Consider the following 26,412-nt stretch of genomic DNA (forward strand, 5'->3'; position numbering starts at 1 on the left):
AAACGCTGACGCTGGCCCTGTCCCGCAATCGCGACGGCGTGGTGAACCATCGCGATGCGTGACCGCGCAGACGACGGAACTGGACACTCAAATCCATACGTCCGCGCTCGACATGACCGACACATGAATATCTCTTCATGCTGGTATCGCCAAAGCGCTAGTCCCACCTGTCTATCCTGATTTCTGTCGGATGCAATAAAGCTGCACCGGCCACCCATCCGCTTAATATGGAAAACGACTATGCATAAACCCACTTTGACTGCGGCCGCGTTAAGTCTCATCCTGTGCACTTCGGCATTTGCACAGAACACCCCCAGCAATCCCAGTACCCGGAGCGCCACTGCCACGCCTGCGCCACAGGTCGCGCAGGCTGCAGTGCCTGCTCAGCCAGGGCAGTGGGTGCCGCCGTATGATGAAGCAGTTCAACCCGAGACGCGTGCCCAGGTCTATCAGGAACTCGTTCACGCCGAGAAGGACGGACAACTCGCCTACCTGGATTCGACTATCTACGCCGGCGGCTGAGCGCTGCTGCAGGGAGCCTTCATGAACGCGATGATCAAGTCTCGCCAGCCTCGCGCGCTATACCGGCATGCGGCGCGCCTCGCACTCGTCGTCACCGTGCTGCTGTCGGGCTGCGCGGCGCAAAACACACAGGACGCCGGCGGTTGCGTCGGACCTGTGAGCTTTTGCAACACCTACTTCGGATCGTGAGCCGTTGAAGACAGAATGCCCGCTTGCGTGGGCATTCTGCTATCCGGCAATGAAACAATACGGGGCCGCCCCTGCAAAACAATCGGCCCCCCGGCAGCCGGAGAAGCTAGCGCGCGCCAGAGATACGATAACCGAAGCGGCTCACCGTGCCGATCTGAACATGGGGGAATCGTTGCGCCAGCTTCCTGCGCAGACGCGAAACCACCAAATTGACGCTTGCGGGGTCGACATCTTCCTTTTCTGACCATGCATACCGGATCAACCGATCGCGCGGCACTGGCATGTCCGGCTGGCGCAGCAGACATTCGAGAAGTTGGTATTCACGCTTGGTCAGCGGAAGACGAACATTCGCGTCGACGAGTTCCCGCGTTGCCGCGTCGAGCGTCAGGAGTGCGGGCGCGGTGACGGTTTCGTTCGCCGCCTTCAGCGAAGATCGATACAACGCCAGCAGCCGCTCGTGAATTTCCATAAACGACCACGGGTACGACAGACAGGCGTCGGCACCGGCACGCAGCAAGCTGATCCGATCCTGTGTGGCGATTGAGCGCACCATCGCCACGACGATGGCACTGTTCGGCAGACTCGCGAACAGCGGCACGGCAGCATGCATCGCGGCCTGAGCGGCTGCATCGGCAGCCAGCACCACGACAGCGTCGAAGGGCTCATGAGACGCCACGAACAGCGCATCGCGGGTGTCCTCGGCACGTTGCAGACTATGTGCACTTTCCTGGAATGCCTTCTGTAACCAGCCGGCTTCGGGAATGGCCGGTGACACCAATAGGATGCGCATGCGATCAGCTCGAAATCGATGGTTCAACTACGAATAAGGGCACGGCGGACTACACGAGTGTGTGCGGCCAACACTCGACCGTCACACGGGTGCCCGGTGTGGCGTCTTCCAAAATCAGCCTGAAGTCGTGGAGCCTCATGACGGCGCATACGACACTCAGACCCAGTCCCGATCCCGCAAGATGCCGCGTTTGCTCGGCGCGGTAGAAGCGCTGCATGACCGCGCCGCGTTCGGCACTGGGAATGCCGGGCCCGTTGTCGATCACGACCGCCTGCGGACCGCGGGGGGTTTGCCTCAGTTCGACTGTGACTGCCCCGCTATCGGGCGTGAATTTCACCGCATTATCGACAAGGTTGCTCAACGCTTCGAAGAGCAATGCCCGGTCGCCGTGAATGCGCTTGACGGGTTCTGTCTGCACCCTCAATGCGATCGAGCGCGTCTCGGCAAGCGGCTCATACAGTTCACAGATGTCGCGCACCAGATCCTGCAGTTGCATCTGTGCAAATCCTCCACGACGTTGCAACGCGCCGATCTCCGAAATGCGCAACATGGCGCGAAAGCGCTCGAGCAATTGATCCGTTTCCGTGCGCGCGCGTGACAGTAGGTCGAGAAGAGCGGAGTCCCCACGCGGCCGCGCGCGCTCGTCGATGTGAGCGAGCAGCGTGCGCACGTGAGCAAGTGGCGTGCGCAGGTCGTGCGCAATGCCGTCGCACGCGTCTTTTACCTCCGTCATCAGCCGTTCGACCTCGTCGAGCATGTGATTGACAAGATGCGCGAGCATGTCGAGTTCATCCCGCCCGCCCACAGGCAACCGTTGACGCAGATCGCCTCGCGCGATCTGCTGCGTGACCCGCCGGACGTCTCGCACGCGGCGCGCTTGCCGCAAGCTCAACACAAGGCCGCCCGTCATCCCGGCGATCAGGCAGAATACGCCGGCAATGATCAGCGTCTTCACGATGTCGTCGCGGATCCGGATGATATGCGTGAGGTCGCGCGCCACAACCAGAATGTCGCCGTTGCTCGTGCGATTCGCCATGACGCGCACCACGGGTGCACTCAACCCCTCGCCGACAGGCAGCGTGTGACCCAGCGTGACGGGACGGCGGTCGGTCGGCACTTCAGGTGGCACGCGCACCACATCGCCCGCAATATGCTTCCCCTGTGCCGTAAACAGTCCGTAGTAGTCCACATGCATACGCTCGTGCTCGATACGGCGCTGAACGGCTTCGGCTACCTCGTCATGCGGAAGTGAATCGAAATATGCGAGTTGCCACTTCATCACGATATCGTTCTGGCGCTCCATTTCTCCTGTCACGACGAAAGACAGCACGGCGAGCAGCGTCATGACCGTGATCGCGAACATCAGCCCGTAGGCCGACAGCAGCCGAAAGCTGGCCGTATGCCAGCGGCGCCCTGGGCTTGAGCGAGGTTCAGTAGTCATCTGGTTAGCGAATGATCGATTAGCCGAAGGTATAGCCTGAGCCGCGTACTGTGTGAATCATGGGCTGTGTCCCCGCCGGATCGATCTTTTTGCGCAGCCTTCCCATGTGGACGTCGATCAGGTTCGTGCCGGGATCGAAGTGATAGCTCCACACCGCCTCGAACAGCATCGTACGGGTGATCGTTCGCCCGGCATGGCGCATCATGTACTCAAGCACCCGATACTCAGTCGGCAGCAGAAGAATCTCCTGCCCGTCGCGCGTGACCTTGCGGGAGATGAGGTCGAGTTCGATGGGACCGACCTTCAGCGCCGTTTCCGACTGCACAGGCGGTGACGCGCGTCGGCGCAGCAGCACTTCTAGCCGCGCAACCATTTCTTCCGGATCGAATGGCTTCGTCAGATAGTCGTCGCCGCCCGCGCGCAACCCCCGCACACGCTCGTCGACGTCGCCCAGCGCGCTCACCATCAGGACGGGTGTGGTAATGCCGATGCTGCGCATCGTCTTCAATATCGTCAGACCATCGACTCCGGGCAACATCCGGTCGAGGGTGATGATGTCGTATTCGTCGTTGAGCGCGTGAGTCATTCCATCGCGCCCATCGCTGACGCGCCGAACGCAGTATCCGCGCCGCGTCAGTTCATTGACGATTTCGTTTGCGGCAATATCGTCGTCTTCAATCGTGAGCACTCGCAACATAGGTCTGCCTGGGGCACCGGCCGATACCGGATAAATGGCGTTGGTTAAAAGGTCGCACCGGCAGGCGAAAGCCCGCACGATTTTCACGTGCGTTTTGCAAGCGCAAGGTTAGCGTTATACCGGGGGCGCAACCGCAGCATTTCAATGAAACAAAATATAAAGACCGGACGCTTCGTGTCGAAGCCACAGGAAGGCGCGGACGTTCCTGGCGCTTCGAAACGTGCGACACCGACCGGGTAACCATGGTGAAAAACGCCAGGGCAATTGCCGAACCGATATCACCGGTCCCACGCACCAGCACGGCGAGACGGGCAGCGGGTGTCGACGCCATCAGGCATGCTCCCCGGATCCAGGGCGATCCGTGTGCGGCCAGCACAGCAGGCCGTTGCTTCTCAGATCGACGGTGATCTCGTGGCCGGGCGTCAGGCGGTGATGGCGTACCAGATCGACCGGCGCGGCCAGCCACAACTGTTCGGCGCCACAACGCAAGGCGACCTGGCAAAGCGCGCCGAGATTCAGCAAGGTTTCAACCCGGCCGACGACAGGGTTGCCACTGCGGTACTGCTCAGCCTTCGCTGACGGAAGTCGCACAGCCGCCGCAGGGATCATCCAGTGAACCCGTTGACCCGCTGCCAGCCCCGCCTGCTGCGGCACCCGCAAGGTCGAGCCGTTTGCTGTCTCCCACTGCAGTACGGTCGTTCCCGTAGCAGCTTCATGACCGGTGACGACAGCCGTGAAAACGTTGCGATGTCCGAGCAACCGTGCGACTGCCACACTAGCCGGTCGGGACAACACTTGCTCGGGCGTGCCCTGCTGCACGATGCGTCGCCCGCTCATCACCGCAACGCGGTCCGCGAGCATCGCAACGTGCGGATCATGACTGACCGCCAGCGCGGGCAAACCGAATTCGTGCATCTCGGCGATGAGTTCTGCCATGACTTCGTTGCGCGTCGCGGCGTCGAGCGCGGAGGTTGGCTCATCCAGCAGCAGCAGCTGCGGCTTGCGTGCCAGCGCTCGCGCCAGTGCGACGCGCTGCTGTTGGCCGCCGGACAGCGCGATGGGGTAATGGTCGGCGACCTGCGCCAGTCGTACGCGCGCGAGGAATCCGATCGCCTGCGCGCGTCTGTGCGATCCGCGCGGCAGTGCAAACGCCACGTTTTCCCACGCGCACAGGTGCGGAAACAACGCGTAGCCCTGTGGCAGATAGCCGATTGCACGATGCTGGGGCGGCAACCCGCCGAAGGGCTCGCCCTGGGCTGGCAGCAGGCCCGCGATGGCACGCAGCAGTGTGGTTTTGCCCTCGCCGCTTTGCCCGAGCAGCACCGTGAAACCCTCGACCTCAAAGCTGGCCTCCAATCGCACGGGACGGTCGATGCGGTAATCGATGCGCATGGGTTCAGAACAGTCGCTGGCGACGCGAAGCGAGGCCAAGTATCAAAGGCAATGGCATCGCCACGAGAAAGAACACCCACAACAACGGGTACACCGCAGACAGGCCGACGTCCTGCAGATTGACCCAAAGCTTGACCGGAATGCCCTGAGGGTAATAGGCCAGGATCAATACGATGCCGAACTCACCCAACGCCCGCACCCAAGCCAGCGCGACACCGGCAGCGAGGCCCAGACGCGCCAGCGGCATGCTCACCTGCCAGAACGTTTGCCACGGCGATTTGCCGAGCGTGAGCGCGATATGTTCGAGCTCACGCGGTACGCCCTCGAATGCGGCGCGGGCCGCGACTACGTAGTAGGGCAACGCTCCGTAGAACTGCGCCAGCACGAAAGCCACCGCGGAGTTGGTCAGCTCGAAGCCGGTGCGTGCAAGCAGACTGCCCACCGGACCATACGGACCGAACAGCGCCGTCAGCAGAATGCCCATCGCCAGCGGCGGCGTAAGCAACGCCAGCAGGATGATGGCTTCCAGCATCCATTTGCCGCAAAACGATTGTCGGGCCAGGCACCACGACAGGGGCGTACCCATTGCAATGATCAGCAGGAGCGAGATCAGACTGTACCCAAGCGACACAGCGACCGCGCCGGTATCGCCGGGAGCGAAATGAAAACTGCGCCAATGCGTGACAAACGCCAGACCGATGAACGGCCCGGCGATCAGCACAAGCGTCAGCACGCCGATCACCGCCGGCGCGTGCGCACGCGGCAGACCGTCTGCCGCCACGGAACCGGCCAGCGCTTTCATGCTCCGTTCGACCTCACGTTGATGTTTGAATGGTCCTGCAGATGCAGGCTTTCGCGTTGCCCGGAGCGTCACTGAATCGGACCGCCCTTTGGCGGGCTGTAGCCGTTGTCCTCGAGCATCTTCTGACCTTCTGGGCTTGTCAGGAACTGCACGAACTTTTCGGCCAGCGCCGGCTGCTTGCTATCGTTAAGCACCGTTGCATAGAACACCAGTGGCTGGGTATTGAGCGTTAACGCCTTGCCGCTGGGCAGCTTGATGCTGAACTGCACCGTCCTGTACCACTTGGCATCCATGTCCGGGTTGCTCAGATTGATTTCATCCGGCAGTGCGATGAACGGCAACTTGTGGGATCGCGTCGCGCTCAGGTAACCCGACGAGGCGTCGATCTGCCCGGCTTCCAGGCGAGAAAGCAGCGAAGGTTCAGCGAAAATCTGCTGCGGATTCTGGTAATCGCCGAGGATCTGCTCGGCCAGCCCCGGCTGCTTGTAGAGATCCTGGGCCAGCAACATCGTGAAAATGATGTTCTGGCCTTGCGGATCGGTGGCCGGGTCCGTGCGTCCGAAGTGCAGCCCCGGCGTGCGCAGTACCTCATACCACGGCTTTGTGCCCTCTGATGCAGCTGCGAGTTCAGGGGCGAACCTGCTCTGAGGACTGTACGCGATCACCATCTCGGTGCTGGCCACCGGCACGGCAGGCCCAATCATATTTGCCTGTTTGAGGATGTCGATCGGTCCCGGCGTTATGGAAATGAACGCGTCGGCCTGCAACAGTTTGCCCTGCAACTGCCGCGCGAGTGCGTAAGCGCCCTGACCAATACCCTGATACTCAACGCCGTTCTGCTTCGCGAATGTGGGGCCGATATAGCGGTCCATCACCAGGCCCATTGAGCCGGCATAGGCAACACGAAAAACGTCGGCCGCGTGCGTTGTTGCTGTCGCAAAGAGGCATGTGCAGGTCACCAACATGCCGACCCATTTGCGCAGCTTCGACATCGTCATCCGGTTCGTTCTCAATATTCGATCTCGCTCAGACAGTGGTCTACGTCTCGTTCATTTACCGGAACTTTGCCGCCGCTTACTCAATCCTGAAGGCACCTCCACCGCGCCTGCAAACCACCATTCTTCAATCTCGCGGATTGCATGGTTGTTCTCTCGACCTTCGCGCGGCCGCCCAGGACGGTCCATATAATTCAGGCGATGCACGCACGGCGGCGCATGACTTCTGTGTAAGGAGATTGGCTTAAGCGGCCCACTGGGCACCCGTGCTACCGCGTACGATTCGGCTCGGATGACAGCGGACGACTCCTGGCGGTCTGCGCCGGCCGGGATTCTATCCGACCATCAGCATCACCTGCAGCGCTGCATAGTGCGCAGGCGAACAGCACGAGAATGCCCCATGCGGACAGGCCCGCAGTCACGATCATTGCGGTCATCGTCGGCTCCCGTCAGGCTGCACATCCGCTGCCTTCCTCTGTCATTTCGGCGAAACACTTCGCACAGGAGACGGCGGTGATGTTTGGCCAAAGGCTCACGCGCTCCCGGACGTCTACTTCCAACTTGCCGCATTCATTGCAGCGATCCAGGACACGGACCTCCATCGGGCGGCGATGCCACTGTTCCAACGCGTTCATTTCAGCAGTCCTCGTATTGATATGCGACGGCGACAATGTTCGCGGCCATCTTCCGCAGTTCTGCTGACATCGGATGATCTCGGCGCAGCTCAAGCAAATCCTTTGCGTTCGTGCACATCGTCGCGCTCACTGGAGATAGATTCGGCTACGGTCAACCGTCCGGCGATACACCTTCTTGTTCAGCCAGGGGACGAACGTGTACTCGTCCCACGGCTTGCTACTCATATAAACCCAGTTGCACACAACGTTGGACTGGCTGACATTCATATGAAATCGGCAAGTCCATGGAATCAAGATAGACGGACGGCTCCAGGAAAACCATTCCACGAACGGTCACTGCGGTCCTACTTGGATATAGCGCGCTTATACGTTCGGATAGATGGAGGGTGAGGCCAGTTCATCGTCGGACGCGGTTCGACCGGAAAGCGACGTTCAACACGTTCCGGCACTTCTGAGGCCAGCTACCCGCACCTATAGTCGCTTCACCTTTCGGACGCTAACCACGAGTTCCGGGGCCCGCACGAAGCTTCGCGAATCTTATGGAACAGACTATGTCGACCACGACCTCGGCGTAGAAAACCAAGAATGCGCGCACCTTTGACGATACGATTTTCTTCGGGGGTAGACCGCCCAGAGCACTAGCACGAAACGGCACGTTGATGAGACTGATCCCCTGCAGTTGCACGCTAACCTCTTGTTGCTTCCAGGTGGGTCACGAAAGGCCGGATTTGTTCGTCGTCCGGATTCACATACACGACGTCAGTGGGCACACGACGAGGAGCGTCAACTGTAAGGAAGATTGCTGGCGACTCCAGTATTTCAGTTATCGCGTGTACAGTGTTCCGCTCAAAGGTCACTAGCTGGCCCGCAGTAAGGACGCGAGGCGCTTCGTCCCCAATCGCGAAGGCAACCTTTCCGGTCAGGAGGTACAGATGTTCTTCGCACGTTTCGTGGTAGTGGCGAGGAATAGGGTAATAGACACGAAAGATCCGTGAGCTTGCAGAGGGTTCATCGGTGAGATAGACGTCAACAATCGTACTATCCGCCTCGTCCGGGAACTGGCTGATGATATTGTTTATATCGAAAAAATTGAACAATTCATTCTCCATTGTGTGGTGAGGCGACGAACAAATCGATACGTTGTACCGTCCGGTAGCGTGGACATCGTGTGATGTACTGGATCAAGTCGTACGTGCACTTGTCGTGTTCGCCGCGGCTGACTACAGCTTGCCACGTGGAAGCGGACCGCCGGAATGGCCGCATTTGGCAAATGAGATTTGCCAAATGCGGCCGTGGTCCATAGGGAACCCCTTCCCTACCGGTGCATTGTCGAACGGGACATGCCTTCCAGGTCCCTTACCGGCATCGATATCGGTTCTCGCCAAGTCTCGCCCCAGACCCGACGGCGAGGGAATATGACCAGCAGGAACTATGGCCCGCGCCGCTGTCCGCCATCGCATGGGTTCAGAAAATGCTCAATGTACTTGCCACTGCAGGTTCAGCGTAACGACAACGAATACTCAAAGAAGATAACGAAAACGTCATCACCCGGTCAGTTCCATGACACTTTATTCGCGTACAGTAGAAGTCTCAGATTGCAAAAGCCGAATACCTATGCCGCGGCCACAACCAAGTTTCTGTGTGCAACGATTTGTTCGCAGACGCGCGAGGCGGACTTCTTCTCGAACGCGTGGGAAGGTAGCCGGTTGCGAATAAAACTGGAAGATTTGGTCGAACCGCTGAAAGCCTGCGTGTACCTGATGCCCCATCTGTTTTTCAAATCCGCCCCTAACGTCTCGATCGCCCTGATCTCCTTGACTGGCCCGTCACATTCTTTCAGCAAGTTTGAGACGGCGGTCATGTAAATTGCAGGAAAGGCAACTTATGCAAAACTTTACCTTTCAAAACCCCACAAAGATCATTTTCGGTGAAGGCCAGATTGCCACGCTCGACGCTAACGTGCCGCGCAACGCGCGTGTGCTGATCACGTGTGGCGGCGGCAGCATCAAGAGCAACGGTGTGCTCGCGCAAGTACAGGCCGCGCTTGGTGAGCGCGCGTGGCACGTGTTCGGCGGCATCGAGCCGAATCCCACATACGAAACGCTGATGGAAGCGGTTGCGCTCGCCCGTGAGAAAAACATCGACTTTCTGCTGGCGGTGGGCGGCGGCTCGGTGATCGACGGAACCAAGTTCATCGCGGCGGCGATGAAGTTTGACGGCGAACCATGGGACATTCTTGCGAAGCAGGCCCCGGTGCGCGATGCGGTGCCCTTTGGCAGCGTGCTGACGCTACCCGCGACAGGTTCGGAAATGAACAATGGTAGCGTCATCAGCTACCGCGCGAAGGGCGATAAGCTGTTTTTCACGAGCGACGCGACCTATCCGCTTTTCTCGGTGCTCGATCCGACCACGACCTATTCGTTGCCGCCTCGGCAAATCGCCAACGGCGTGGTCGATGCGTTTGTCCATATCGTCGAGCAATATCTGACGTACCCGGTGGATGCAAAGGTACAGGACCGTTTTGCCGAAGGGTTGCTGATCACTCTGACCGAAGTGGGCCCGCAAGCGCTCGCCGAGCCACACAGCTACAGCGTGCGCGCCAACCTGATGTGGACGGCGACGCTGGCGCTAAACGGGCTCATCGGCGCCGGCGTGCCGCAGGACTGGGCCACGCACATGCTGGGCCACGAGATCACCGCGCTGCATGGACTCGACCACGCGCAAACGCTCGCCATCGTACTGCCGGCAATGCTGACCGTGCGCAAGCAACAGAAACGCGCGAAGTTGCTGCAGTACGCCGAGCGCGTATGGAACATCACCGAGGGCAGCGAGGACGAACGCATCGACGCGGCGATCACGGCAACCCGTATGTTCTTCGAGACGATGTCCGTCGGAACTCGACTGCGCGACTACCAGGTCGGCGGGAGTTCCGTCGACACACTGATTGCCAAACTGACGGAGCACGGCATGGTCGCATTAGGCGAGCACGGCGACGTCACGCCGGAAGTCAGTCGCAAGGTCTATGAGGCGGCCGTTTAAGCCAGAACCCCAGACAATTCTACGATGAAGCTAACTAAATTCCTCCTGCTCGCGTGCGCCGCGTTCGCGTCGGTTTCCGGCGCGGCGCTTGCCGACGACGGTACGCTTGCACCTCGCGAAGCGCCCGCGAAGACCATTCCGGTGCCGACAGAAGTCAGCCCCCAATTGCAAAAGCTCATCGCGGCGCCTCTCAATCCCGCCTGGAATGTTTTGTGGACGACGGGCGAGCAATGGAGAACGGCTGCCGACGCACAGGCCGCAAAGGTCATGCAAACGCTTCCGGCCACGCGCGCGCGTCTGGACGTGACAGTGCAGGCATCGACGATCAACGGCGTGAGGGTGCACATCGTGACGCCCAACCATATTCCCCCCGAACATCGCGACAAGGTGCTGGTTCATATCCATGGCGGCTGCTATGAGCTCTACCCTGGCGAGTCGGGCACGGGCGAGGCCATCATCATGGCGGGTCTTGGACACTACAAGGTCATTTCGGTCGACTACCGGATGCCGCCCGAGGCTTATTTCCCCGCCGCGCTCGACGACGTGGAGGCTGTGTACAAGTCGGTGCTCGAGACGAACGATCCAAAGAATGTGGGCGTTTTCGGGACCTCGGCCGGCGGCGCGCTCGTGCTCGAGCTGATGCTGCGCGCGAAGCAGGAAGGGCTGAAAATGCCGGGTGCGATCGCGCCGGGCACGCCGATGTCCGACCTGACGAAGACTGGGGACTCGTTCTACACGAACGAAAAGGTGGACAACGTGCTGGTGTCGCCCAGTGGGTTCTGCCATGCCGCGGCGGTTGTGTACGCGAACGGTCATGATCTGAAGGACCCGCTGCTCTCACCCGTGTACGGAGATATGCATGGCTTTCCGCCGGCGATTATGACCACGGGAACACGCGACTTGCTGCTCAGCAACACGGTCCGTGTGCACCAGAAGCTTCAGCAGTCCGGCGTCGATGCGCAACTCGAAGTCTTCGACGGAATGTCGCACGCTCAGTACCAGATGGATGATCGTGTGCCCGAGGATAAAGCGGCATTCGCAGAAATCACTCAGTTCTTCGACAGGCACCTCGGCCATTGATCGTCATTCGAGAGGAGCGCTTGCGCACCTCAGCACGGCTTGGTTCTCCCGACGTGTTAGCCGGCTTTGAGGACCCGGCGTGCAGGCCTCTTTAAGCGAACATTGCTGGCAATTCAAACTCCAATGCTTACTGAGTGTCAGGCCGCGCTCAATGGTTGAGAATTGCCAGATGTGCCGCTCGCCTGCCGGACAGTGATATTCGTTCGTCTGTGCGTGGTCAATAAAATGGTCCTGGCTGAAGCGGCCATGAGCCGTTGCGCTTGACGTCACTGTCTTCCTCTCCGGGCTGCAGTGCGCCCTCAGCTTTGCTGACAACCCAATTTCTCGTTTCACGGTGCAGCTCTTCGCTCAGGCCAGCCGCGTCGACATGACAGCGCCGGCATAAGGCCGCGCGCAAGTGTCGACGCTTGGCGCATGCACACGCCTGCGAGCTTGCCGACTGTGATGAGCGCCCTTTCGATTTCGGGCGAGGCACCAGGCTCAACACGGCGCAGGCGTTCGTTAACTACCGGCTGAACGCTGCCATCGAGCTCGGGGTCGGCTACGACTACACGCAGGGCAGCGGCAACAATGTCGACGCCAGCTACAACCAGGTCAGTCTTGGCGCGAACTACTCTTTGTCCACGCGCACTGACCTGCATGCTCTGGCGGCCTATCAAAAAGCCTCCAGCAATACAATTGACGCGGAAACCGGTCAGCTGGTGGCCGCAACGGCGTCCATTGCCGACTTTGGCAATGATGCCAGCACCAACAATCAGACAATGGTAATGCTTGGCGGCCCTCACCTATTCTAATTCGTCTAACTGAGTCGTATCGACGAGCGAATTCCTTGCGGCCGCAACGCAAAGGGCCTTGGGCGAGTGGCAACTGTCAGGCGTGTCGTGGCCCGCCACGCTGGCCCGCGGCTCCTGAAGTTGTCCGCAACCTCCAGCACGAAACGCTGCTGGGTGCGGGCTCGTTGGGGAGGCAGGCGGTCCAGTGACCTCATGCGGCACCGTGGCCACCTCGACGTAGACCGCCGTGTCCTCCTGCTTAGCGTGGCCGGGCAGCACCCGGATCACGCGGATGTCCCCCTCCTCTTCGAGCAGGTGAGTCGCGAAACTGTGACCCAGGCGGCCGGTTCCCTGGCTCGATCCACTCGATCAGCTGAGCACGCGGCAACCTCTATAGTGCGATCGCCGTACTCCGGCCGGAAGCAGTCGCATCCTGGAAGGAGTAGGCTCGCGGGCTCCCTTTCGCCGATCAAGGTAGTCTTTAGGTTGATAAAAATCGTGCGCGTCGGTCTCGGCCAGTTAATTTTAATCGGCGACGCCATCAGTCGCCCGCGCCCGCAACGTCGTGCGGCGCAAGGTCAGGCAATCGTGGAAAAAGAAGCGGCGCGGCTGTCGCTGTATCAATTCCGTGCGTGTCCTTTCTGCGTCAAAACCCGGCGCGCGCTGCATCGCCTGAATGTGCCCATGACACTGCAAGACGCCAAAACGATCCCGTTGCACGGGATCGCTTGCCGGCGGTGGCAAGTTGAAAGTGCCCAGCCTACATATTCTGGAAGAGGGCCAGTCGCGTTGGTTGGACGAATCCAACGCCATCATCGCCTATCTGGAGCAACGCTTCGCCGGAATCGCCTGACCCGTCGCGGGCAGCCGTGCACCTTTTATGTGAACCGCCGCGCCCTGGGGGGTCGCCTGTTGGTAGAGTCATGCCCTGAGTAGGCCTGTCAAGTTTTCGTTCGACATCTACGTTTCGCCAGGATCATCCCGCGCATGTGTGGACAGCCGCCTGACGGCGGTTCCGTCGTTGATCACCGTCTCCCCGCGAGCTTCCCCCTTCGGCCAGACGCGCCGCTGCGCGGCTTGCCTCACAGACAAAAGAGCGGGACCCCGTCTTGCCTGAGTGCCCAGCTTGCCGGCAACGTGTGAACCGCGTTTTCTGAGCGCATTGAGGTAAGCGCTCTTGTCGTACGGCGCGCGCGTTTGGCAGTTGGGCGACGGTGGGATGCCTGGTACATGATTTCAAATCATGCTGGCCGGTTCTCGTCTTTGAATGACCGCAGCAGCGAACGTCCGCGTCGACCGATGACCCGCTCTTGAGACGTCGCGAGGCGCCGTCCGACGCGACGCCCTTAGTACGTTGCAGCTAAGCCGTATGCGCGTAGTGCACGACCTTAATACGCAACAGGATTTCGCAGCCGCAGGTGCCGGTCTATGCGCCGCATCCGGTGCATATTGCGCCGGCGCCGCGGAACGTCGCACCGCCACCGGTAATCTACACGCCCTATCGGAATTGCTAATCTGCCTGGTTGGCGCGAGCGTCGGCTTTGCCAAAGATGCAGACCTGGCCGCGCTCGGCCATCATTGAAGGGGCCCGCGCCGGGAACCCGCAGATAACATCAATTTAATCTGTGCGTCAGCGTGCATTTATCTTCGACTGTACAGAATGTGGGCTAGTCACTCCCGTTACGACGAGGTGGTGAGATCAAGGCTTCAATGACCGTGTGGAAGCCGACCATACGAATTCGGGAGGTCATTCCCTATGAAGGCTTTTGTCTTTGCAGCACCGGTTGCCGGTGTACTTGCCGCAGCGGCGATCTACTCTGCACAGCACGCTACTGTGCCGTTGACGCGTGCCGAAGCCGAAAATTAGCCTCGCTTGATCGAGAACCCGCCAATGTTGTGAAACTGTCGAAGGAGCGTTGGATGTTTGAGACTAGTGCCCAGGTATGGTCGCAAACCGTCGCGATGATTGCGCGTGCGTGCACGGGCCAGGAAGAGCCTGCGCGAACGCGCCGTGGCGAGCGACGGCGGTGTGCCGTCGCACACGTGCCGGAGTGGGCGCAGCCGACTGTGACAGTGCTGGAGCGAGCGACGTCGCAGACGTTGACCGTCTCCTGGTGCGATTCGCGTACCGGTCATTATGGACATCAGACCTGGCAGGAACGCATCGCGAGGCGCCCTGGGAGGTGTGTATTGACCGGCCGTAGTATCGCAGCGGGCGATCATGTGTACAGCCCACAAGTTAGGGGATCGCCACCGCCGAATGTGCAAGCGATGATCATCGCTTCATGTGTGGATGCCGATCCGGTAGCGTGATTCGAACGCGCGCCGCTTCGGCTCCGGCTCGCGGGCACCGGCGACGATGTGCGACCAGTCCAAGCGTCGACCGCATTCTGCCCCAGATCTCTCTGAACCTTGTTTCAACACGCGCATGGCACGAGCAAACCGGAAACCCACCCGCCCGGGTACCCACCGCAAACCGCTGAGCAAGTCATTGCTGCTGCCAATGGCGGCGCAATCCGCGCGCGACATCTCGCTCGCGCATCATCTTGCGCTGGCTGCTTGCCGACGCGACAGCGGCAACCGGCATCAGATCAACACGTTGCTGCGTTCGGTGTATAGGGCTTACTACCTTCAGCGCATGGGCTTTGGGCAGTTGCCGTTTGCATGTTACGAACACGCTCAAGCGGCGTTCCGAAACGCCGTCGCACTGGCCGCGAAACGCGCCAGGTGGATGATCAGGGAGCAGGACGCCCCCGCAATCGAACGCTTGCTTGCGCTGCACGACCGGCAATTGAGCGAGGCTCCGATGCACCGGGTGGTCGAAGCCGAAAAACAACTCCGCCAATTCGTGGCCGGCACCCGCGCTTCGCCGTTAGTCCCCCCGACATCGGATTAACCGTGATGGTCTTGCTTCCCATGAACGCGTGCACTTTTGAGCGATGCCGCACGCCAACCGTGTAAGCCCCGCGCCCGCTTCATGCTAAAGGCGCATCCCTCGCGCGGCGCGCTGATGGACTGCTGCGACCGAATTGCACAGGTACTGGGTGAGGCACGGGGCGAGCGCGTGATGTCCGCATTTGGAATGCTTGCACGAGGTCATTGGCCTGACGTAGCGCCCGCCGTGACAACCGGCTCGGATTGCTTTCGCGCCGCCAGCGACGGCTCAACTTGCGACACCTGCATCCGATTCGCCGCGTGCGCGCCCCGAGGGTCGTGCAATTGATCCGCGGACCAACCCCCGCCCAGATCGCCGAGCAGCGTGGCCGACGCAACGAGACGCTCCTGCTCCACGCTCAACGCCGTTTGCTGCAGGCTCAATTGGGCGGTCTGCGCGGTAGCGACCGTCGTATAGTCGACGGTCCCGGCCTGGTATTCGTTCAACGCGATTTCGGCCCCGCGCGCCGCGTCGCGCACCGCGCCGTCCAGCACCTGCGATTGTTGCGCGAGAATCCGCAGGCTTGCGAAATCGTCTTCGACATTCTGAAAGGCGGTGAGCACAGTGTTGCGATAATTCGCGACCGCCCCGTTGTAAGCGGCTTTCGTGGCGTCTACGTCGGCGCTGCGCAAGCCGCCGTCGAAAATCGATTGCGATGCAGCAGCGCCTAGCGACCACACGTAGTTCGCCGCGTGCAGCAGACCTGAAAGCGGCGATTCAGCCAAGCCCTCCATGCCCGACAGGGTAATGGTCGGGTAATACGCGGACACCGCGACGCCGATCGCAGCATTCGCTTCAGCCATCTGCCGCTCGGCAGTCGCTATATCGGGGCGCCGCTGCAGAAGCGTCGAAGGCACACTGACGGGTACGTCCGGGAGGACCGGCAGCGCGCTGATGCGCCCGACGTCGAGATCCTCGGGATTGCGCCCCACCAGCACCGCGATCGCGTGTGCATACCTGGCGCGCGAAACCTGCAGCGCGATCAGACTCGAGCGCGCGCTCTCCAGTTGCGTGCGCGCGAGAATAAGATCGGACGGCGGAATCGTGCCGGCCTCGTCCTGGTCGCCGATAACGCGCAGATAACCCTCGTACGCCTTCACCGTCTTTTCCAGCAGATCGATGTTCGCGTCGCTTGTACGCAGATTGATCACCGCTATGGCCAGCGTGACTTGCTCGGACAACGTCGCGTAAGCGAGCATCGCCTCGGTCGCCTGCGCGTTGGCTGCGCGCTCTTCGATCGTGCGCCGCACCTGCCCCCAGAGATCGGGCGCCCAGCTGACGTCGCCTTCCAGCGCACCTGCGTTGGCGATCGTTGCTGAGTTACCCGAACGCGTGGCCGAACTGGTGACGCCGATGGTCGGGAACAGGCCGGAGCGCGCCTGGAGGGAGCAGCGGAGACGCTGCTCTCTTACCCGCTAGTAACTCAAAAAACGTCGTCTTTGTGTAAAATCGCTACGCTTCAGTGATTGTGCAAGGAGTCGATGTAGCGGCTGCGGCCTGCTTCCCTCATCTGTGCCTGCATCTGCTGCACCAGCACGCGCTGCTGGCTGGTCAGCAACGCGCTGATCTCGCGGTGCGTATCGTCGCTGATCGAATGGATCCGCTCGCGTAGAAGTTCGTCCGATGCGTTCGGATTGCCGTCGATCAGCGCCTGGATCGCGTCGTGGTGCCTCCGCAGCAGCACTTCGACTTGGGTGCGCTGCTGCGGTGACAACTGCAATGTCGTGGTGAGCCGATCGAGCTCGTCGTCGATCGAATGCGTGCCGTGTATGTGTTGCAGCCGGTTTCGCAGGTCGGCCGCTCTCGACGATGCCTGCTGCGCGAATACGCAGTTCGCCGCGCCCACGACCAGTGCAACCGCCGCACACGTGCGGATGAAGCTCATAAGACGATATCCCCGATTCGAATACCGTCGAACAGACTCGACGGTATTCGCCATCTACTGGTGAATTGCGTGTGGGTCAGTACCGCCGGCGCCGAGTCGCCCAGCTGTAAAATTCGCCACGTGATCTTCCCCGACCCTCTGGTTCCATGCAGGCATTGCGCGGTAGCTCGGACGGTACACTGCACGTGGCCGGATCTGTGGCGCTATGGTTGCGTGGGGGCGCCAGGCGGATCGGAATTCATGGAGGATCGCCGGCCCCGATGGCCCTGAGCGCGGCCTGTCGCCGCTGGCGTGCTCGCCGGGACAGGCGGCGGTGGTGGGTGATTCATGAGCGCAAAGTTCTGTGCTATCGCGGCGTTCGATTGGTCCGAGTTCGATTGCGCGAAGACAGAAGTAACGCATAAAAGGCACACAATGCCTAGCGCGAAAAGGAGTCGATTCATTTGCCAAACCTGTAATTGTCTTGACGTGTTCAAGGTAGCACCCGACGGTCAGATACCGGCACGTGCTCGCTATCTTTTATTCGTGACCGCCCATACCGACGCCGATATCAACGGCGGGCGCTGCATAATAGCCGGGCGCGTGCGTATAGCTCTGAACGGGCGCCGGGGCATAACCATACGGTTTGTTCTCAATCGCTCCTACTGTTCAGCGGTGCAAACAAAAAAATGGCCCACCAGCGGAGCCGGGGCAGACCTGGATCACTGATAAATCGCCTCACAGATAAGAAGCAGAAACATTGTAGATCGAGCCGCCTCGAGGCAAATTTCACTGTCGCTTACACAGCCTTACGCGACATGACCGAGGTCACCGGGTGTCGCATTAAAAATTCATGTTGCCGCCCGTTCTCTGGTCCATAGGGACGGTGCTGCTGTCCGTCCCGGTAACGACAGACGCCTGAAAAGAAAGCAAACGGCAACCTATTTTTCAGGCATCAATCTTCAGCAAAATCTCGCGCGGCCAACTGGTTTTTGCAGTTAGGCCAATGCCTGTCATCAAGTATCGCGTCCTGCGCCGCAAGGTCTGATGCATCCCGGTTGAGCCACGCGTCTACGTTCTCTGCTGTTGTGGGATTAATGCAGTGGTCATGACCCGTGGCCGCAACCCCGGCGGCGGCTCATCAGTCATGGCAGCAAAGACAGGAGGTCGGGCTGGCCCGGCTTAAAATCGTGGACAACCTTTTCGTCTTTCTCGCCGGCGGCGAGTCTACATTGGCACTTGCTCGAGGGCTATTGCGGCCGCAACATTGTGGAGTTACGTCTTGTCGGCGTCGCGATAGCGGCTGGCAACGAACCCCCGCGGTGCTGGTGCAACGCCAGCTTGCGGCAGTGGCGCGCGGGAACGCAGCGTTTCAAACGCACCGAGCACACGGCGCACGGAGATCGACTCGCGCCACCATCGCTCCTTCAACCTTGCAGTAGGCAGCCACCACGGCGGGAGCACAATCGAGGCCACCGAGAATCCCGGCCGCCATCTTTCCGCAATGCGGCGTCGCCGAAAGATGGTGAGCGTCGGCACCCGAGCGACGACGCAAGGTGCCCGACGCCGGAGTCGTTTCCGATGAACCATCCCGACTCGTAGAGCCATTCCGCAAGCGATGCGGTGGATGTAAAAGAGCACAGCCGCAGCGTGTCGCGCCCCAGGTCATCCCAGCGCGAATGTTCCTGCGGCCCGAGAGCGAACTCGACCTTGAACCCAAACGCTTCCAGGCGGTGTGAAAGCCGGATGAACCGCCCGGCGAGCCAGCGCTTGTCGTCCGTGCTGGCTTCCGGATGCAAGGCAACGCGCAAATCGCATCGACGGAGCCTCAGATGTTTCGCCGGATTGATGCCATTAGACACGACCACATCATCAAGATTGAAGCGGCCCGCCACAAAGTCCGCACAACGCTCTGCCATGCATTGACCGCTCTGCGCATATTCGACCTCGTGTAGATTGATAAACCCCGGATGCCTTGTACCCAGATCTATCGGCCGGTCGCGATGCAACTGTAAGACGACAGTGTATTTCGCGAGCACGCTATCAGCATCGTCCTACTTCAATGCAGGCGAGACGGTCAGATGATCAAACCATGCGGCAAGTGAATGAGCATGATCGCCGAACACATGCATATAATCCGGGCCGTCCGCCGAAGACCATCACGCTCGATGGTTAGGGAGCCTCGCACCGCACGGCGCGCGAAATGAAGGTCGACGGCCTGTTGGCCCGAGGATACTGCGATTCAATCCTCGAAGTATTTGAATAACCTGATCGAACAGGACCATCGTAACGTCAAGTCCAGAACGAACGTCATGCTCGGCTTCAAACGTTTCCGGAACGCTGCGAACACCACTTCAAGGGTCGAGTTGATGCATCGCATTCACAAAAAACAATTTAGCCTTGCGAGATTGCGACTCAAAGATACAGCTGGCCCCGCTGTCTGGAATATCGTCGTCTCCATTCAATAAGATATCCTGTTTATAGATCCAAGATCGTTCCGACCGAATATTTGCACAAGAGCCGAAATCAGACAGTGCACTTAACGACGCTAGCTGCTGATTGACGCGCCCGCACCCTCGCGTGCGCATCGACTTGCAGGTAGCAAATGAACTCGATCAGAATCGCACGCGTATGCCCGCGGTGACGGCCACCTGCTCATTCGAGCTCGACATCGATAGCCCATTGATCACCGCATGGATGCCACTGTCGCCAGTGTCGCTGACATGCTGGTACACACCTTGAAGATAAACGTCAGTGCGTTTGGACAGCGCATAGTCCGTCTGCAGCGTAAGCTGGTTCCACTTCGGCGCTACGCCGTCGATGCGACTGTCGGTAAAGGTATAAGCCGCGGAAACCGAGACCGCCGGAGTCAAGTTGTAGCGTCCATTCAGTTCATAGTTGCTAAAGCGCGCACTATTATTGACAAAGGAAAGTCCATTCGATGTGCCGGACGCTGAGGCTCCGATTCCGGTCAGATTACCAATGATCGATTGTGTGAACACCAGACCCACCGTTGCGTTGGCAAACGTGTAGTTCGCTCCCGCTCCCCACGTGCGCTGCACACCCGATGTAAAGGTCACATCGTTAGTCACCGCTCCGCCCGAATTCAGGTCCGTCCCGCTGTTGTTCAGCTGTAAATAGCCAGCAGCAAAATTGAATGGACCATAGTTGTACGAAGCACCCATGCTGTACGCCCGGTTTGTCGCGAAGTTGCCCGCGCTATTCGAGAAACCATACAGGCCGCCGAATTTGAGGCCGCCATAGTTCACGCTTGCGTACTTGATCGAATTATTGATGCGGAAAGAATTGTCGAGGTTGTCGTTATCAAATGGATGAGCAGCTTGTGTTCCCCCATATCCCGTACCCGTAAGCGAAAGCGGTGCAAGGTAGTCGACCACTGAATCGTACTGACGGCCCAGCGTGACAGCGCCATATTGTTCGCTTGACAGACCAACGAACGCCTGTCGTCCAAATTCGAGGCCATTCTGACCTAGTTTTCCATTTGCGATATTGAATCCGTTTTCAAGCACGAAGATAGCTTTAAGACCTCCGCCCAGGTCTTCGCTTCCGCGCAGACCGAACCGACTACCATTCACCGCTCCGCTCGTCTCCTGAAAATTGCTGCTACCGCTCTGGTTATTCGTGTACGTCAAGCCTGCATCGATAAGGCCGTAGAGCGTCACGCTGCTTTGCGCGTGAGCAGTGGTTGCGAGAGCAAATGCGCTCGATGCTCCGAGCACCATAAGAGTTCTTTTCATCAAAATCTCCTTCAAAGGAAATGTACCGCGCATGGAAAATGTCATTCCGACGCAGCCGATACGCGGCATGGCAACGGGCTGATGGCACTGCACCCGTTGATCAGTGATTAGAACCGAACGGAGAACGCTCACTGTAGTGCGTTGACAACGCCTGCGTTTACCGGCTATTTCGCGAGCCGATGCTTGTAACAATGGCTTCCCCCGCTGACTGTTCGTTCATGCCAGCCGGAAGTGCTTGCGATACGCGCTGACGTCATGCAGCGATGCGAGAAACCTCGCGCAGCCGTCAATTAGATCGTCACGCGCCGAAACTCGAGATAAGGTCCAGGAAGGACTGTCAGCTACTGATAGCCATGCAAGATCAGCCGTTGATCCGAGAGCAATCAATGGATGCACCGCAACTCTAACGACGATGTGTGCAATGAATCAGGCGCCTCGTATGTGATCCGCGAACGATTTCCCCGCCGCAGGCACAAGCCGATCTCGTCCGGAATGGAGTTTGGCGCGACCTTGAAAGTCGCTCGAACGGTCGCTTGGCAGATTATGGATAGTTGGAGAAGCGCGAATCGGGCAATGCGGCCGGCGCGACCGAATAGCCCGGAATACTTGCACGGAACTGTTGCTGCAATCCATTATCAATGTGGCTCAAACCGTTGAGTTGCAATTGCAGCAGGACGCGCGTGCCTGTAGTGGGTGTCGTTGTCGAACTGATGTTTGTGTATTTCTGAAAGGCAAGGCTAGCGCCCCAGCAGTCAGCGTGGTATTGCAGACCAATCAACCCTGCGAGCACCCGATGACTGACAATGTCGTAGTCGATCTGGCCGACACCAGATAGGCGCCGCGTCAATGGCCACTGGCCCGAGAGCAGAACCTGATTCTCCGTCTCGTTGTCGAGTGTCGCATTGGCTCTCGCGTACAGGTACGCCGCGTTGAGGATCTTCCCATCGGCGCGCTTCCACCCAAGGCCTATCGTCGCTTGCGTGAACTCCTCGCTGGACTGGTTGTATTCGATCCCTTGCTGAACCGACACGGCGCCGATGTTCAGCGAGTCGCCAGCGACAAGATTCGACGGGCCAACCGTCGGCGGCGAATCGCCCGTCATCGTCACCTGCGTGTTCCGGAAGTAGTATTCCTGCGCGAGTACAAAGCGCGCCAGTTCATTGCCGTTCGCGGCATCGACGAAGCGCGTGGTGAGTCCCGCCGTGATGCGGTTCATATCCGATACGCGGTCGCCGCCGACAAAGCGATTGCTTGTGAAAACCTCAGCGAGGCCGAAGTCGAGTGGCGCGGTGTCGAAGATCGGCGCGTAATTCTGGTTTCGGTACGGTGTGTAAACGTAATAGAGCCGAGGTTCCAGCGTCTGGATCAGACCGACACCGAAGAGATTCACATGGCGCTCGAACGTCATACCGGAATCGAACGATAGCGTTGGCACGTTGAAGCTGAACGTCTTCGGTTGGCCCGACGGCGCATCCGCGCCGATCGAGCTCAGGTCGTACGAAGCAACATGCCACTGCAGTTTGGGTATCGCATACCAGCCGGGCCGCCCGAACTCATAGCTCACATAGGGGTCGAACAGAAGCCGTCCGCCTTGCGTCGAATTTGCAACTGGGATCGTAAAGCGCGTTGCGTTCCATGTCGCGCCGAAGTCGAAGCCCTCGACATCGTAGCGCGCGTACTTGACGTTCACTTCGGGCTCGCGGTTATACGGCGGAGTCGTATCGGAGAACGACTGCCAGTACTGCACGCGCGTTAGCACGGACCAAGGTCCGTTGTCGAAAGCAACGCCCGCTTCCTGCTGGAACAGGCTTTGGCCGCCGACCACCACCGAGCTCGAGTTCGCGAGGTCCGTCGTCACATTCGCATCTGAAACGCGATGGTAGTTCATGTAGGCAGAGAAACCTGCACCCAGTGTCTGCTGATGCTGAAAGGAAATCGAGTAACGATCGGTGTTCGTCAATGCATCGTGCGGAAGATAGGCAAATGACAGCAACCCCGAATACAACGGCGTCAGATAACGATATTCGGTCGTCAACATCACGCCGCGTTTCGACATCAGCCGTGGTGTGAGTGTCAGATCATAGTTCGGCGCGAGATTGAAGTAGACGGGCACCGCGACATCGTAGCCGTTCGTCGAGCTAACCGAGAACGTAGGGGGCAGAATGCCGCTTCGACGTGTTCCGTCGAGGGGAAACCACAACCACGGCGACGCGAAGATCGGAACGCCGAGGAAAAACACAACGCCGTTATGCGCAACGCCGTTGTTTTGCGCATTGTCGAGATCGAGCCGCGACGCACGCACATACCACGTTGGATCGTCGACACACTGGCACGTCGTATACGTGCCGTCGTAAAGCGTTTCTTGCTGATCGTCGTGCAGTTCAACGAGGGAACCGCTGCCCTTGCCGTCGCTCAGAATGAAATGGTATCGCGGCGTCGTCATCATGCCTTCGTTCGCACCGACGCGGAGATGCGCGTAGGGTCCGACAAACTGATTTCCGTCGCGAGTCAGCACCACGTGGCCGAATGCATCCAAGACGTCCTGGTCTACGTCGTAATGGATCGCGTCAGCCTGTACGATAGAAGTGGCACGACGCAACTCAGCACTTCCCTGCAGTGACAGATCCGCATCGTATGTACCCGAGACTTCGCTACCGAGACCGAAAGTCGCAGCCGAAATGTCTGGCGCGAGCGGATGCTCGTCAAGCTGCGGCGCGAGCAACAGGCTCCATGGGTCGTTCGTCTGTTCCGGCTGCGCGGCTACGCTGCTGGATTGCGCATACACATGACTCATGCATACAGGCAGCAGGAACAGGACATCGAGCGACCTTCTGAGGATCCACGAGCGTACGCGACGCACGACTGGAGCACAATGGACCAGCGACACGGCGCAGCAAAGGGGCGCGAGCACGGAACCGACTGCCCTTTCGGATATGGAGCGCACAGCCACCCGCGTTTCTAGAAGGACGTTCCGATCTGAAACTGGAACTTCTGATACTGGTCGCCGGCATGCCGGACAATCGGAAGCGCATAGTTGAGCTTGAGCGGGCCAATCGGCGAGATCCACTCAAGACCCACCCCATAGCTGTAGCGCAAGCCATTCGCGCCCACACTGTTGCCCTCGTTGCCCCAGACATTGCCGCCGTCAACGAACGCAAATACGCGCAACGTACGGTCATATCCCGTGCCGGGCAGCGGGAACGTCGTTTCGATATTGCCGACGAGCATCCTCGATCCGCCGATCGGATCGCCGGTCGTCACGTCGCGAGGGCCGAGCGAGCCCGGTTCATAGCCTCTGACTGAACCGATCCCGCCCGCATAGTAGTTCTTGAAGATCGGGTACGGCTTGCCGTCCAGTCCGTTTCCATAGCCCCCCTGAAAATTGAGGCCAAGGACAAACCCACGTGCAAACGAGTAATAGTATTGGGCCTGAACGTCCCCCTTGTAGTATGTCGTCGTGGCTATCGGCGTACCGTACTCGGCGTTGGCCTGCATATAGTAGCCGCGGCTTGGCACAAGCGCGCTGTCCCGGTTGTCGCGCGACCAGCCGACGCTCACCGGCACATTGTTCGACACGCGACCAAACTGATTGACGTAGTCGATGTAGCTTTGCGGTGTGGTTGAATCGACGTCGAGTCGGTTTTGCTCCAGCCCGAGGCCGAAATAAACCATGTCGGATTCGGAGAAAGGAATGCCGAATTTGGTGTCCGCACCAAACGTAATGACGCGAAAACTCGTGTCCGTGGTCGATGAGTAGTACAGGGGATAGGAGGTCCGGTAGTAGGCGTCGGTGATGCGTTTGATGCCGTCGATCGTAAAGTAAGGGTCAGTCTGGGAAACGGACAGCGCTCGGGCGGTCGAGGACGTGTTGACATTCAGCGCCAGGCTGGTGCCGGAACCAAACACATTGTCCTGAGACACACCCGCCGAAATGATCGGTCCGTCACCCGAACCGTAGCCCAATCCCAGCGTCAAACTGCCCGTTGGCTTTTCCGTGACTTTTACAACGATGTCGGCCTGGTCGGGTGTTCCTTCAACCGGCACGGTTGTCACTTCGACGTCAGTGAAATAGCCAAGCCGGTTGATCCTGTCTTTCGAAAGCACAAGGCGGGACGAGTCAAACCAGGCATCCTCCATCTGACGCATCTCGCGCCGCACGACTTCGTCGCGTGTACGGGTGTTACCTTCAATGGTGACATGGCGAATATAGACGCGACGGCTCGGATCGACCATCAGTGTCATGTCGACCCGGTGATGCTCCTGATCGATTTGCGGGACGGCATTGACCATCGCAAACGCGTAACCATAATCCCCCAGCTTTTGCACGACGGCTTTCGTCGTCGCCTGAAGTTTTTGTGCGGAAAAGAGGTCGCCTGCCTTGATGGTGACAAGCTTTTCCAGTTCCGCTTTTCGATCCAGCAGATTGCCATCGAGCCGGACGCTGGAAACGGTGTATGGTTGACCCTCATGCACGGAGACAGTGAGGTACATCTCCTTCCTGTCGGGCGTGAGCTGAACCTGTGTCGACTCGATGGTGAATTCGAGGTACCCGCGGTCAAGATAGAAATTGCGGATATTGTCGAGGTCGCCGGCCAGCTTGTCCTTCGTATAGAGGTCGTTCTTCGTGTACCACGAGAACCAGTTCGGCGCCGACTCCTGCATCTCATCGTTCAACGTGCGATCGTCAAACACGTGATTGCCGACGAAGTTGATCTGGCGAATTTTTGCACTCGGCCCTTCGACAACCGAGAACAATACGCCAACACGGTTTCGGTCGATTGGCGAAATCGTAGTCGTCACGTCGGCTGCATAGTAGCCGCGTGTCAGGTATTGACGTTTCAGTTCCTGCTCGGCCTTATCGATCAACGCCTTGTCGTAATACGCGCCAGCGGACAGCTTGACGCTCTTGAGCGCCTTAGTCAGATTGTCTTTGTCGAATTCATGTATGCCGGCAAAATCAATCGTAGCGATAGCTGGGCGCTCCGCCACCTGCACGACGACCACGTCCCCGTCAGCGGAAACGTTCACGTCCGCAAAGAATCCCGTTGCGTAGAGTCGACGGACGATTTCCGAAGCCGATTCATCCGTGAATCTGTCGCCGCGCTTGATGGGTATATAGGAGTAGACCGTACTCGTTTCGATGTGCTGCAGTCCCTCGACACGGATATCGCGGACGACGAATGGCGTGGCCGCATGCGAAAGAGGCATGATCAGCGCATTCACCATGATGGGAGTCCAACTCTTTAACGCGAGCCTGAGGAGCCGCCTCACCATCGTCATCAGCGCCTCTCCCGAAACACGTTGCTCTGTGCAACGCTGCCGCCTCGCTCGCACGATCCGAGCTCGGACACCGGTTTTGCTGCGTAGCCCACCGTTTGACGAACCGCCGCGTAGCCAGTAAAGGCGGGCGGTTGCGTCATCGCGCGAGGTGCGTACGCGCCTTGAGGCAGCAATCCATCCGTATGCCATTCGAGGCCTGACGAATCGCCTGGGTCGCACA

At 59.4% G+C, this 26,412-nt stretch carries 19 protein-coding genes and 4 pseudogenes; 9 read left to right on the forward strand and 14 right to left on the reverse strand.

All coding sequences use genetic code 11. The features are described 5' to 3' along the window. The first annotated feature begins 240 nt into the window (after positions 1–240). A complete protein-coding gene (locus tag RW095_RS05895) occupies positions 241–522 on the forward strand; it encodes a DUF4148 domain-containing protein (protein WP_317015087.1) in 282 nt (93 codons plus the stop codon). Between the two features lie 21 nt (positions 523–543). Then, positions 544–711: a hypothetical protein gene (locus RW095_RS05900; RefSeq protein ID WP_317015089.1), complete on the forward strand. Its 168-nt coding sequence runs from the start codon at positions 544–546 to the stop codon at positions 709–711. 106 nt (positions 712–817) lie between these two features. Here RW095_RS05900 and RW095_RS05905 read toward each other — a convergent pair whose 3' ends face one another. The 7 genes from RW095_RS05905 to RW095_RS05935 all read right to left on the reverse strand — a co-directional run bounded on the left by RW095_RS05905 (position 818) and on the right by RW095_RS05935 (position 8,560). Further along, positions 818–1,501: a response regulator transcription factor gene (locus tag RW095_RS05905; RefSeq protein ID WP_317015090.1), complete on the reverse strand. Its 684-nt coding sequence runs from the start codon at positions 1,499–1,501 to the stop codon at positions 818–820. Positions 1,502–1,550: 49 nt separating this feature from the next. Beyond that, positions 1,551–2,942: a sensor histidine kinase gene (locus RW095_RS05910; protein WP_317015092.1), complete on the reverse strand. Its 1,392-nt coding sequence runs from the start codon at positions 2,940–2,942 to the stop codon at positions 1,551–1,553. A gap of 19 nt (positions 2,943–2,961) precedes the next feature. Next, positions 2,962–3,639, reverse strand: a complete 678-nt coding sequence (locus RW095_RS05915) for a response regulator transcription factor (protein ID WP_317016765.1) — start codon at positions 3,637–3,639, stop codon at positions 2,962–2,964. A 330-nt stretch (positions 3,640–3,969) separates the two neighbouring features. Then, positions 3,970–5,031 carry an ABC transporter ATP-binding protein gene (locus RW095_RS05920; RefSeq protein ID WP_317015094.1) on the reverse strand — a complete coding sequence of 354 codons (1,062 nt, stop codon included), beginning with the start codon at positions 5,029–5,031 and terminating at the stop codon, positions 3,970–3,972. 4 nt (positions 5,032–5,035) lie between these two features. After that, positions 5,036–5,833 (reverse strand): ABC transporter permease subunit, encoded by a 798-nt coding sequence (locus tag RW095_RS05925; RefSeq protein ID WP_317015095.1) that lies wholly within the window; start codon positions 5,831–5,833, stop codon positions 5,036–5,038. A 68-nt stretch (positions 5,834–5,901) separates the two neighbouring features. Next, entirely contained in the window at positions 5,902–6,831 is a 930-nt protein-coding gene (locus tag RW095_RS05930) for an extracellular solute-binding protein (RefSeq protein WP_317015097.1), read from the reverse strand. Between the two features lie 1,318 nt (positions 6,832–8,149). Next, positions 8,150–8,560, reverse strand: coding sequence for a cupin domain-containing protein (locus RW095_RS05935; RefSeq protein ID WP_317015098.1), 411 nt, complete (start codon positions 8,558–8,560; stop codon positions 8,150–8,152). Positions 8,561–9,058: 498 nt separating this feature from the next. Here RW095_RS05935 and RW095_RS05940 point away from each other — a divergent pair, with 498 nt between their 5' ends. The 4 genes from RW095_RS05940 (at position 9,059) to RW095_RS05955 (ending at position 12,376) form a co-directional block, all read left to right on the forward strand. Next, positions 9,059–9,328, forward strand: a complete 270-nt coding sequence (locus RW095_RS05940) for a hypothetical protein (RefSeq protein ID WP_317015100.1) — start codon at positions 9,059–9,061, stop codon at positions 9,326–9,328. 19 nt (positions 9,329–9,347) lie between these two features. Next, on the forward strand, positions 9,348–10,502 hold the full coding sequence (gene yqhD, locus RW095_RS05945; protein ID WP_317015101.1) for an alcohol dehydrogenase: 1,155 nt from the start codon (positions 9,348–9,350) through the stop codon (positions 10,500–10,502). Between the two features lie 24 nt (positions 10,503–10,526). After that, on the forward strand, positions 10,527–11,582 hold the full coding sequence (locus tag RW095_RS05950; protein ID WP_317015102.1) for an alpha/beta hydrolase: 1,056 nt from the start codon (positions 10,527–10,529) through the stop codon (positions 11,580–11,582). A gap of 407 nt (positions 11,583–11,989) precedes the next feature. Then, positions 11,990–12,376: a porin family protein gene (locus RW095_RS05955; RefSeq protein WP_317015103.1), complete on the forward strand. Its 387-nt coding sequence runs from the start codon at positions 11,990–11,992 to the stop codon at positions 12,374–12,376. Between the two features lie 177 nt (positions 12,377–12,553). Here RW095_RS05955 and RW095_RS41305 read toward each other — a convergent pair. Continuing rightward, positions 12,554–12,694: pseudogene (locus RW095_RS41305) on the reverse strand (tyrosine-type recombinase/integrase); the annotation flags it as partial. 1,623 nt (positions 12,695–14,317) lie between these two features. Here RW095_RS41305 and RW095_RS05960 point away from each other — a divergent pair. Both RW095_RS05960 and RW095_RS05965 read left to right on the forward strand, forming a co-directional pair. Further along, positions 14,318–14,668, forward strand: a complete 351-nt coding sequence (locus RW095_RS05960; protein WP_317016767.1) for a DUF3331 domain-containing protein — start codon at positions 14,318–14,320, stop codon at positions 14,666–14,668. 46 nt (positions 14,669–14,714) lie between these two features. Continuing rightward, positions 14,715–15,251 carry a hypothetical protein gene (locus tag RW095_RS05965; RefSeq protein WP_317015105.1) on the forward strand — a complete coding sequence of 179 codons (537 nt, stop codon included), beginning with the start codon at positions 14,715–14,717 and terminating at the stop codon, positions 15,249–15,251. Positions 15,252–15,451: 200 nt separating this feature from the next. Here RW095_RS05965 and RW095_RS05970 read toward each other — a convergent pair. The 3 genes and pseudogenes from RW095_RS05970 to RW095_RS05980 form a co-directional block, all read right to left on the reverse strand. Further along, a pseudogene (locus RW095_RS05970) lies at positions 15,452–16,669 on the reverse strand (efflux transporter outer membrane subunit); the annotation flags it as partial. An 80-nt stretch (positions 16,670–16,749) separates the two neighbouring features. Beyond that, a complete protein-coding gene (locus RW095_RS05975; protein WP_317015106.1) occupies positions 16,750–17,175 on the reverse strand; it encodes a hypothetical protein in 426 nt (141 codons plus the stop codon). 1,406 nt (positions 17,176–18,581) lie between these two features. Next, on the reverse strand, positions 18,582–19,193 hold the full coding sequence (locus RW095_RS05980) for a glycosyltransferase family 9 protein (RefSeq protein ID WP_317015108.1): 612 nt from the start codon (positions 19,191–19,193) through the stop codon (positions 18,582–18,584). A 101-nt stretch (positions 19,194–19,294) separates the two neighbouring features. Here RW095_RS05980 and RW095_RS41695 point away from each other — a divergent pair. Further along, positions 19,295–19,622 (forward strand): annotated as a pseudogene (locus RW095_RS41695) (DDE-type integrase/transposase/recombinase); the annotation flags it as partial. A 147-nt stretch (positions 19,623–19,769) separates the two neighbouring features. On the opposite strand, the gene RW095_RS05990 reads toward RW095_RS41695, so the two are convergent. The 3 genes and pseudogenes from RW095_RS05990 to bamA all read right to left on the reverse strand — a co-directional run. Next, entirely contained in the window at positions 19,770–20,912 is a 1,143-nt protein-coding gene (locus tag RW095_RS05990; protein WP_317015109.1) for a porin, read from the reverse strand. Positions 20,913–21,453: 541 nt separating this feature from the next. After that, on the reverse strand, positions 21,454–23,706 hold the full coding sequence (locus RW095_RS05995) for an LPS-assembly protein LptD (protein WP_317015111.1): 2,253 nt from the start codon (positions 23,704–23,706) through the stop codon (positions 21,454–21,456). 164 nt (positions 23,707–23,870) lie between these two features. After that, positions 23,871–26,111: pseudogene (gene bamA / locus RW095_RS06000) on the reverse strand (outer membrane protein assembly factor BamA); the annotation flags it as partial. Positions 26,112–26,412: the final 301 nt, after the last annotated feature.

The organism is Paraburkholderia kirstenboschensis (assembly GCF_032806925.1).
GTDB lineage: Bacteria > Pseudomonadota > Gammaproteobacteria > Burkholderiales > Burkholderiaceae > Paraburkholderia > Paraburkholderia kirstenboschensis.

What these genes read in the sequence shown, in the direction of transcription:
- RW095_RS05895 (WP_317015087.1), top strand. Translation starts at nt 241, where the DNA reads ATGCATAAACCCACTTTGACTGCGGCCGCGTTAAGTCTCATCCTGTGC.
- RW095_RS05900 (WP_317015089.1), top strand. Translation starts at nt 544, where the DNA reads ATGAACGCGATGATCAAGTCTCGCCAGCCTCGCGCGCTATACCGGCAT.
- RW095_RS05905 (WP_317015090.1), bottom strand. Translation starts at nt 1,501, where the DNA reads ATGCGCATCCTATTGGTGTCACCGGCCATTCCCGAAGCCGGCTGGTTA.
- RW095_RS05910 (WP_317015092.1), bottom strand. Translation starts at nt 2,942, where the DNA reads ATGACTACTGAACCTCGCTCAAGCCCAGGGCGCCGCTGGCATACGGCC.
- RW095_RS05915 (WP_317016765.1), bottom strand. Translation starts at nt 3,639, where the DNA reads ATGTTGCGAGTGCTCACGATTGAAGACGACGATATTGCCGCAAACGAA.
- RW095_RS05920 (WP_317015094.1), bottom strand. Translation starts at nt 5,031, where the DNA reads ATGCGCATCGATTACCGCATCGACCGTCCCGTGCGATTGGAGGCCAGC.
- RW095_RS05925 (WP_317015095.1), bottom strand. Translation starts at nt 5,833, where the DNA reads ATGAAAGCGCTGGCCGGTTCCGTGGCGGCAGACGGTCTGCCGCGTGCG.
- RW095_RS05930 (WP_317015097.1), bottom strand. Translation starts at nt 6,831, where the DNA reads ATGACGATGTCGAAGCTGCGCAAATGGGTCGGCATGTTGGTGACCTGC.
- yqhD (WP_317015101.1), top strand. Translation starts at nt 9,348, where the DNA reads ATGCAAAACTTTACCTTTCAAAACCCCACAAAGATCATTTTCGGTGAA.
- RW095_RS05950 (WP_317015102.1), top strand. Translation starts at nt 10,527, where the DNA reads ATGAAGCTAACTAAATTCCTCCTGCTCGCGTGCGCCGCGTTCGCGTCG.
- RW095_RS05960 (WP_317016767.1), top strand. Translation starts at nt 14,318, where the DNA reads ATGATTGCGCGTGCGTGCACGGGCCAGGAAGAGCCTGCGCGAACGCGC.
- RW095_RS05965 (WP_317015105.1), top strand. Translation starts at nt 14,715, where the DNA reads ATGTGCGACCAGTCCAAGCGTCGACCGCATTCTGCCCCAGATCTCTCT.
- RW095_RS05975 (WP_317015106.1), bottom strand. Translation starts at nt 17,175, where the DNA reads ATGAGCTTCATCCGCACGTGTGCGGCGGTTGCACTGGTCGTGGGCGCG.
- RW095_RS05990 (WP_317015109.1), bottom strand. Translation starts at nt 20,912, where the DNA reads ATGAAAAGAACTCTTATGGTGCTCGGAGCATCGAGCGCATTTGCTCTC.
- RW095_RS05995 (WP_317015111.1), bottom strand. Translation starts at nt 23,706, where the DNA reads ATGAGTCATGTGTATGCGCAATCCAGCAGCGTAGCCGCGCAGCCGGAA.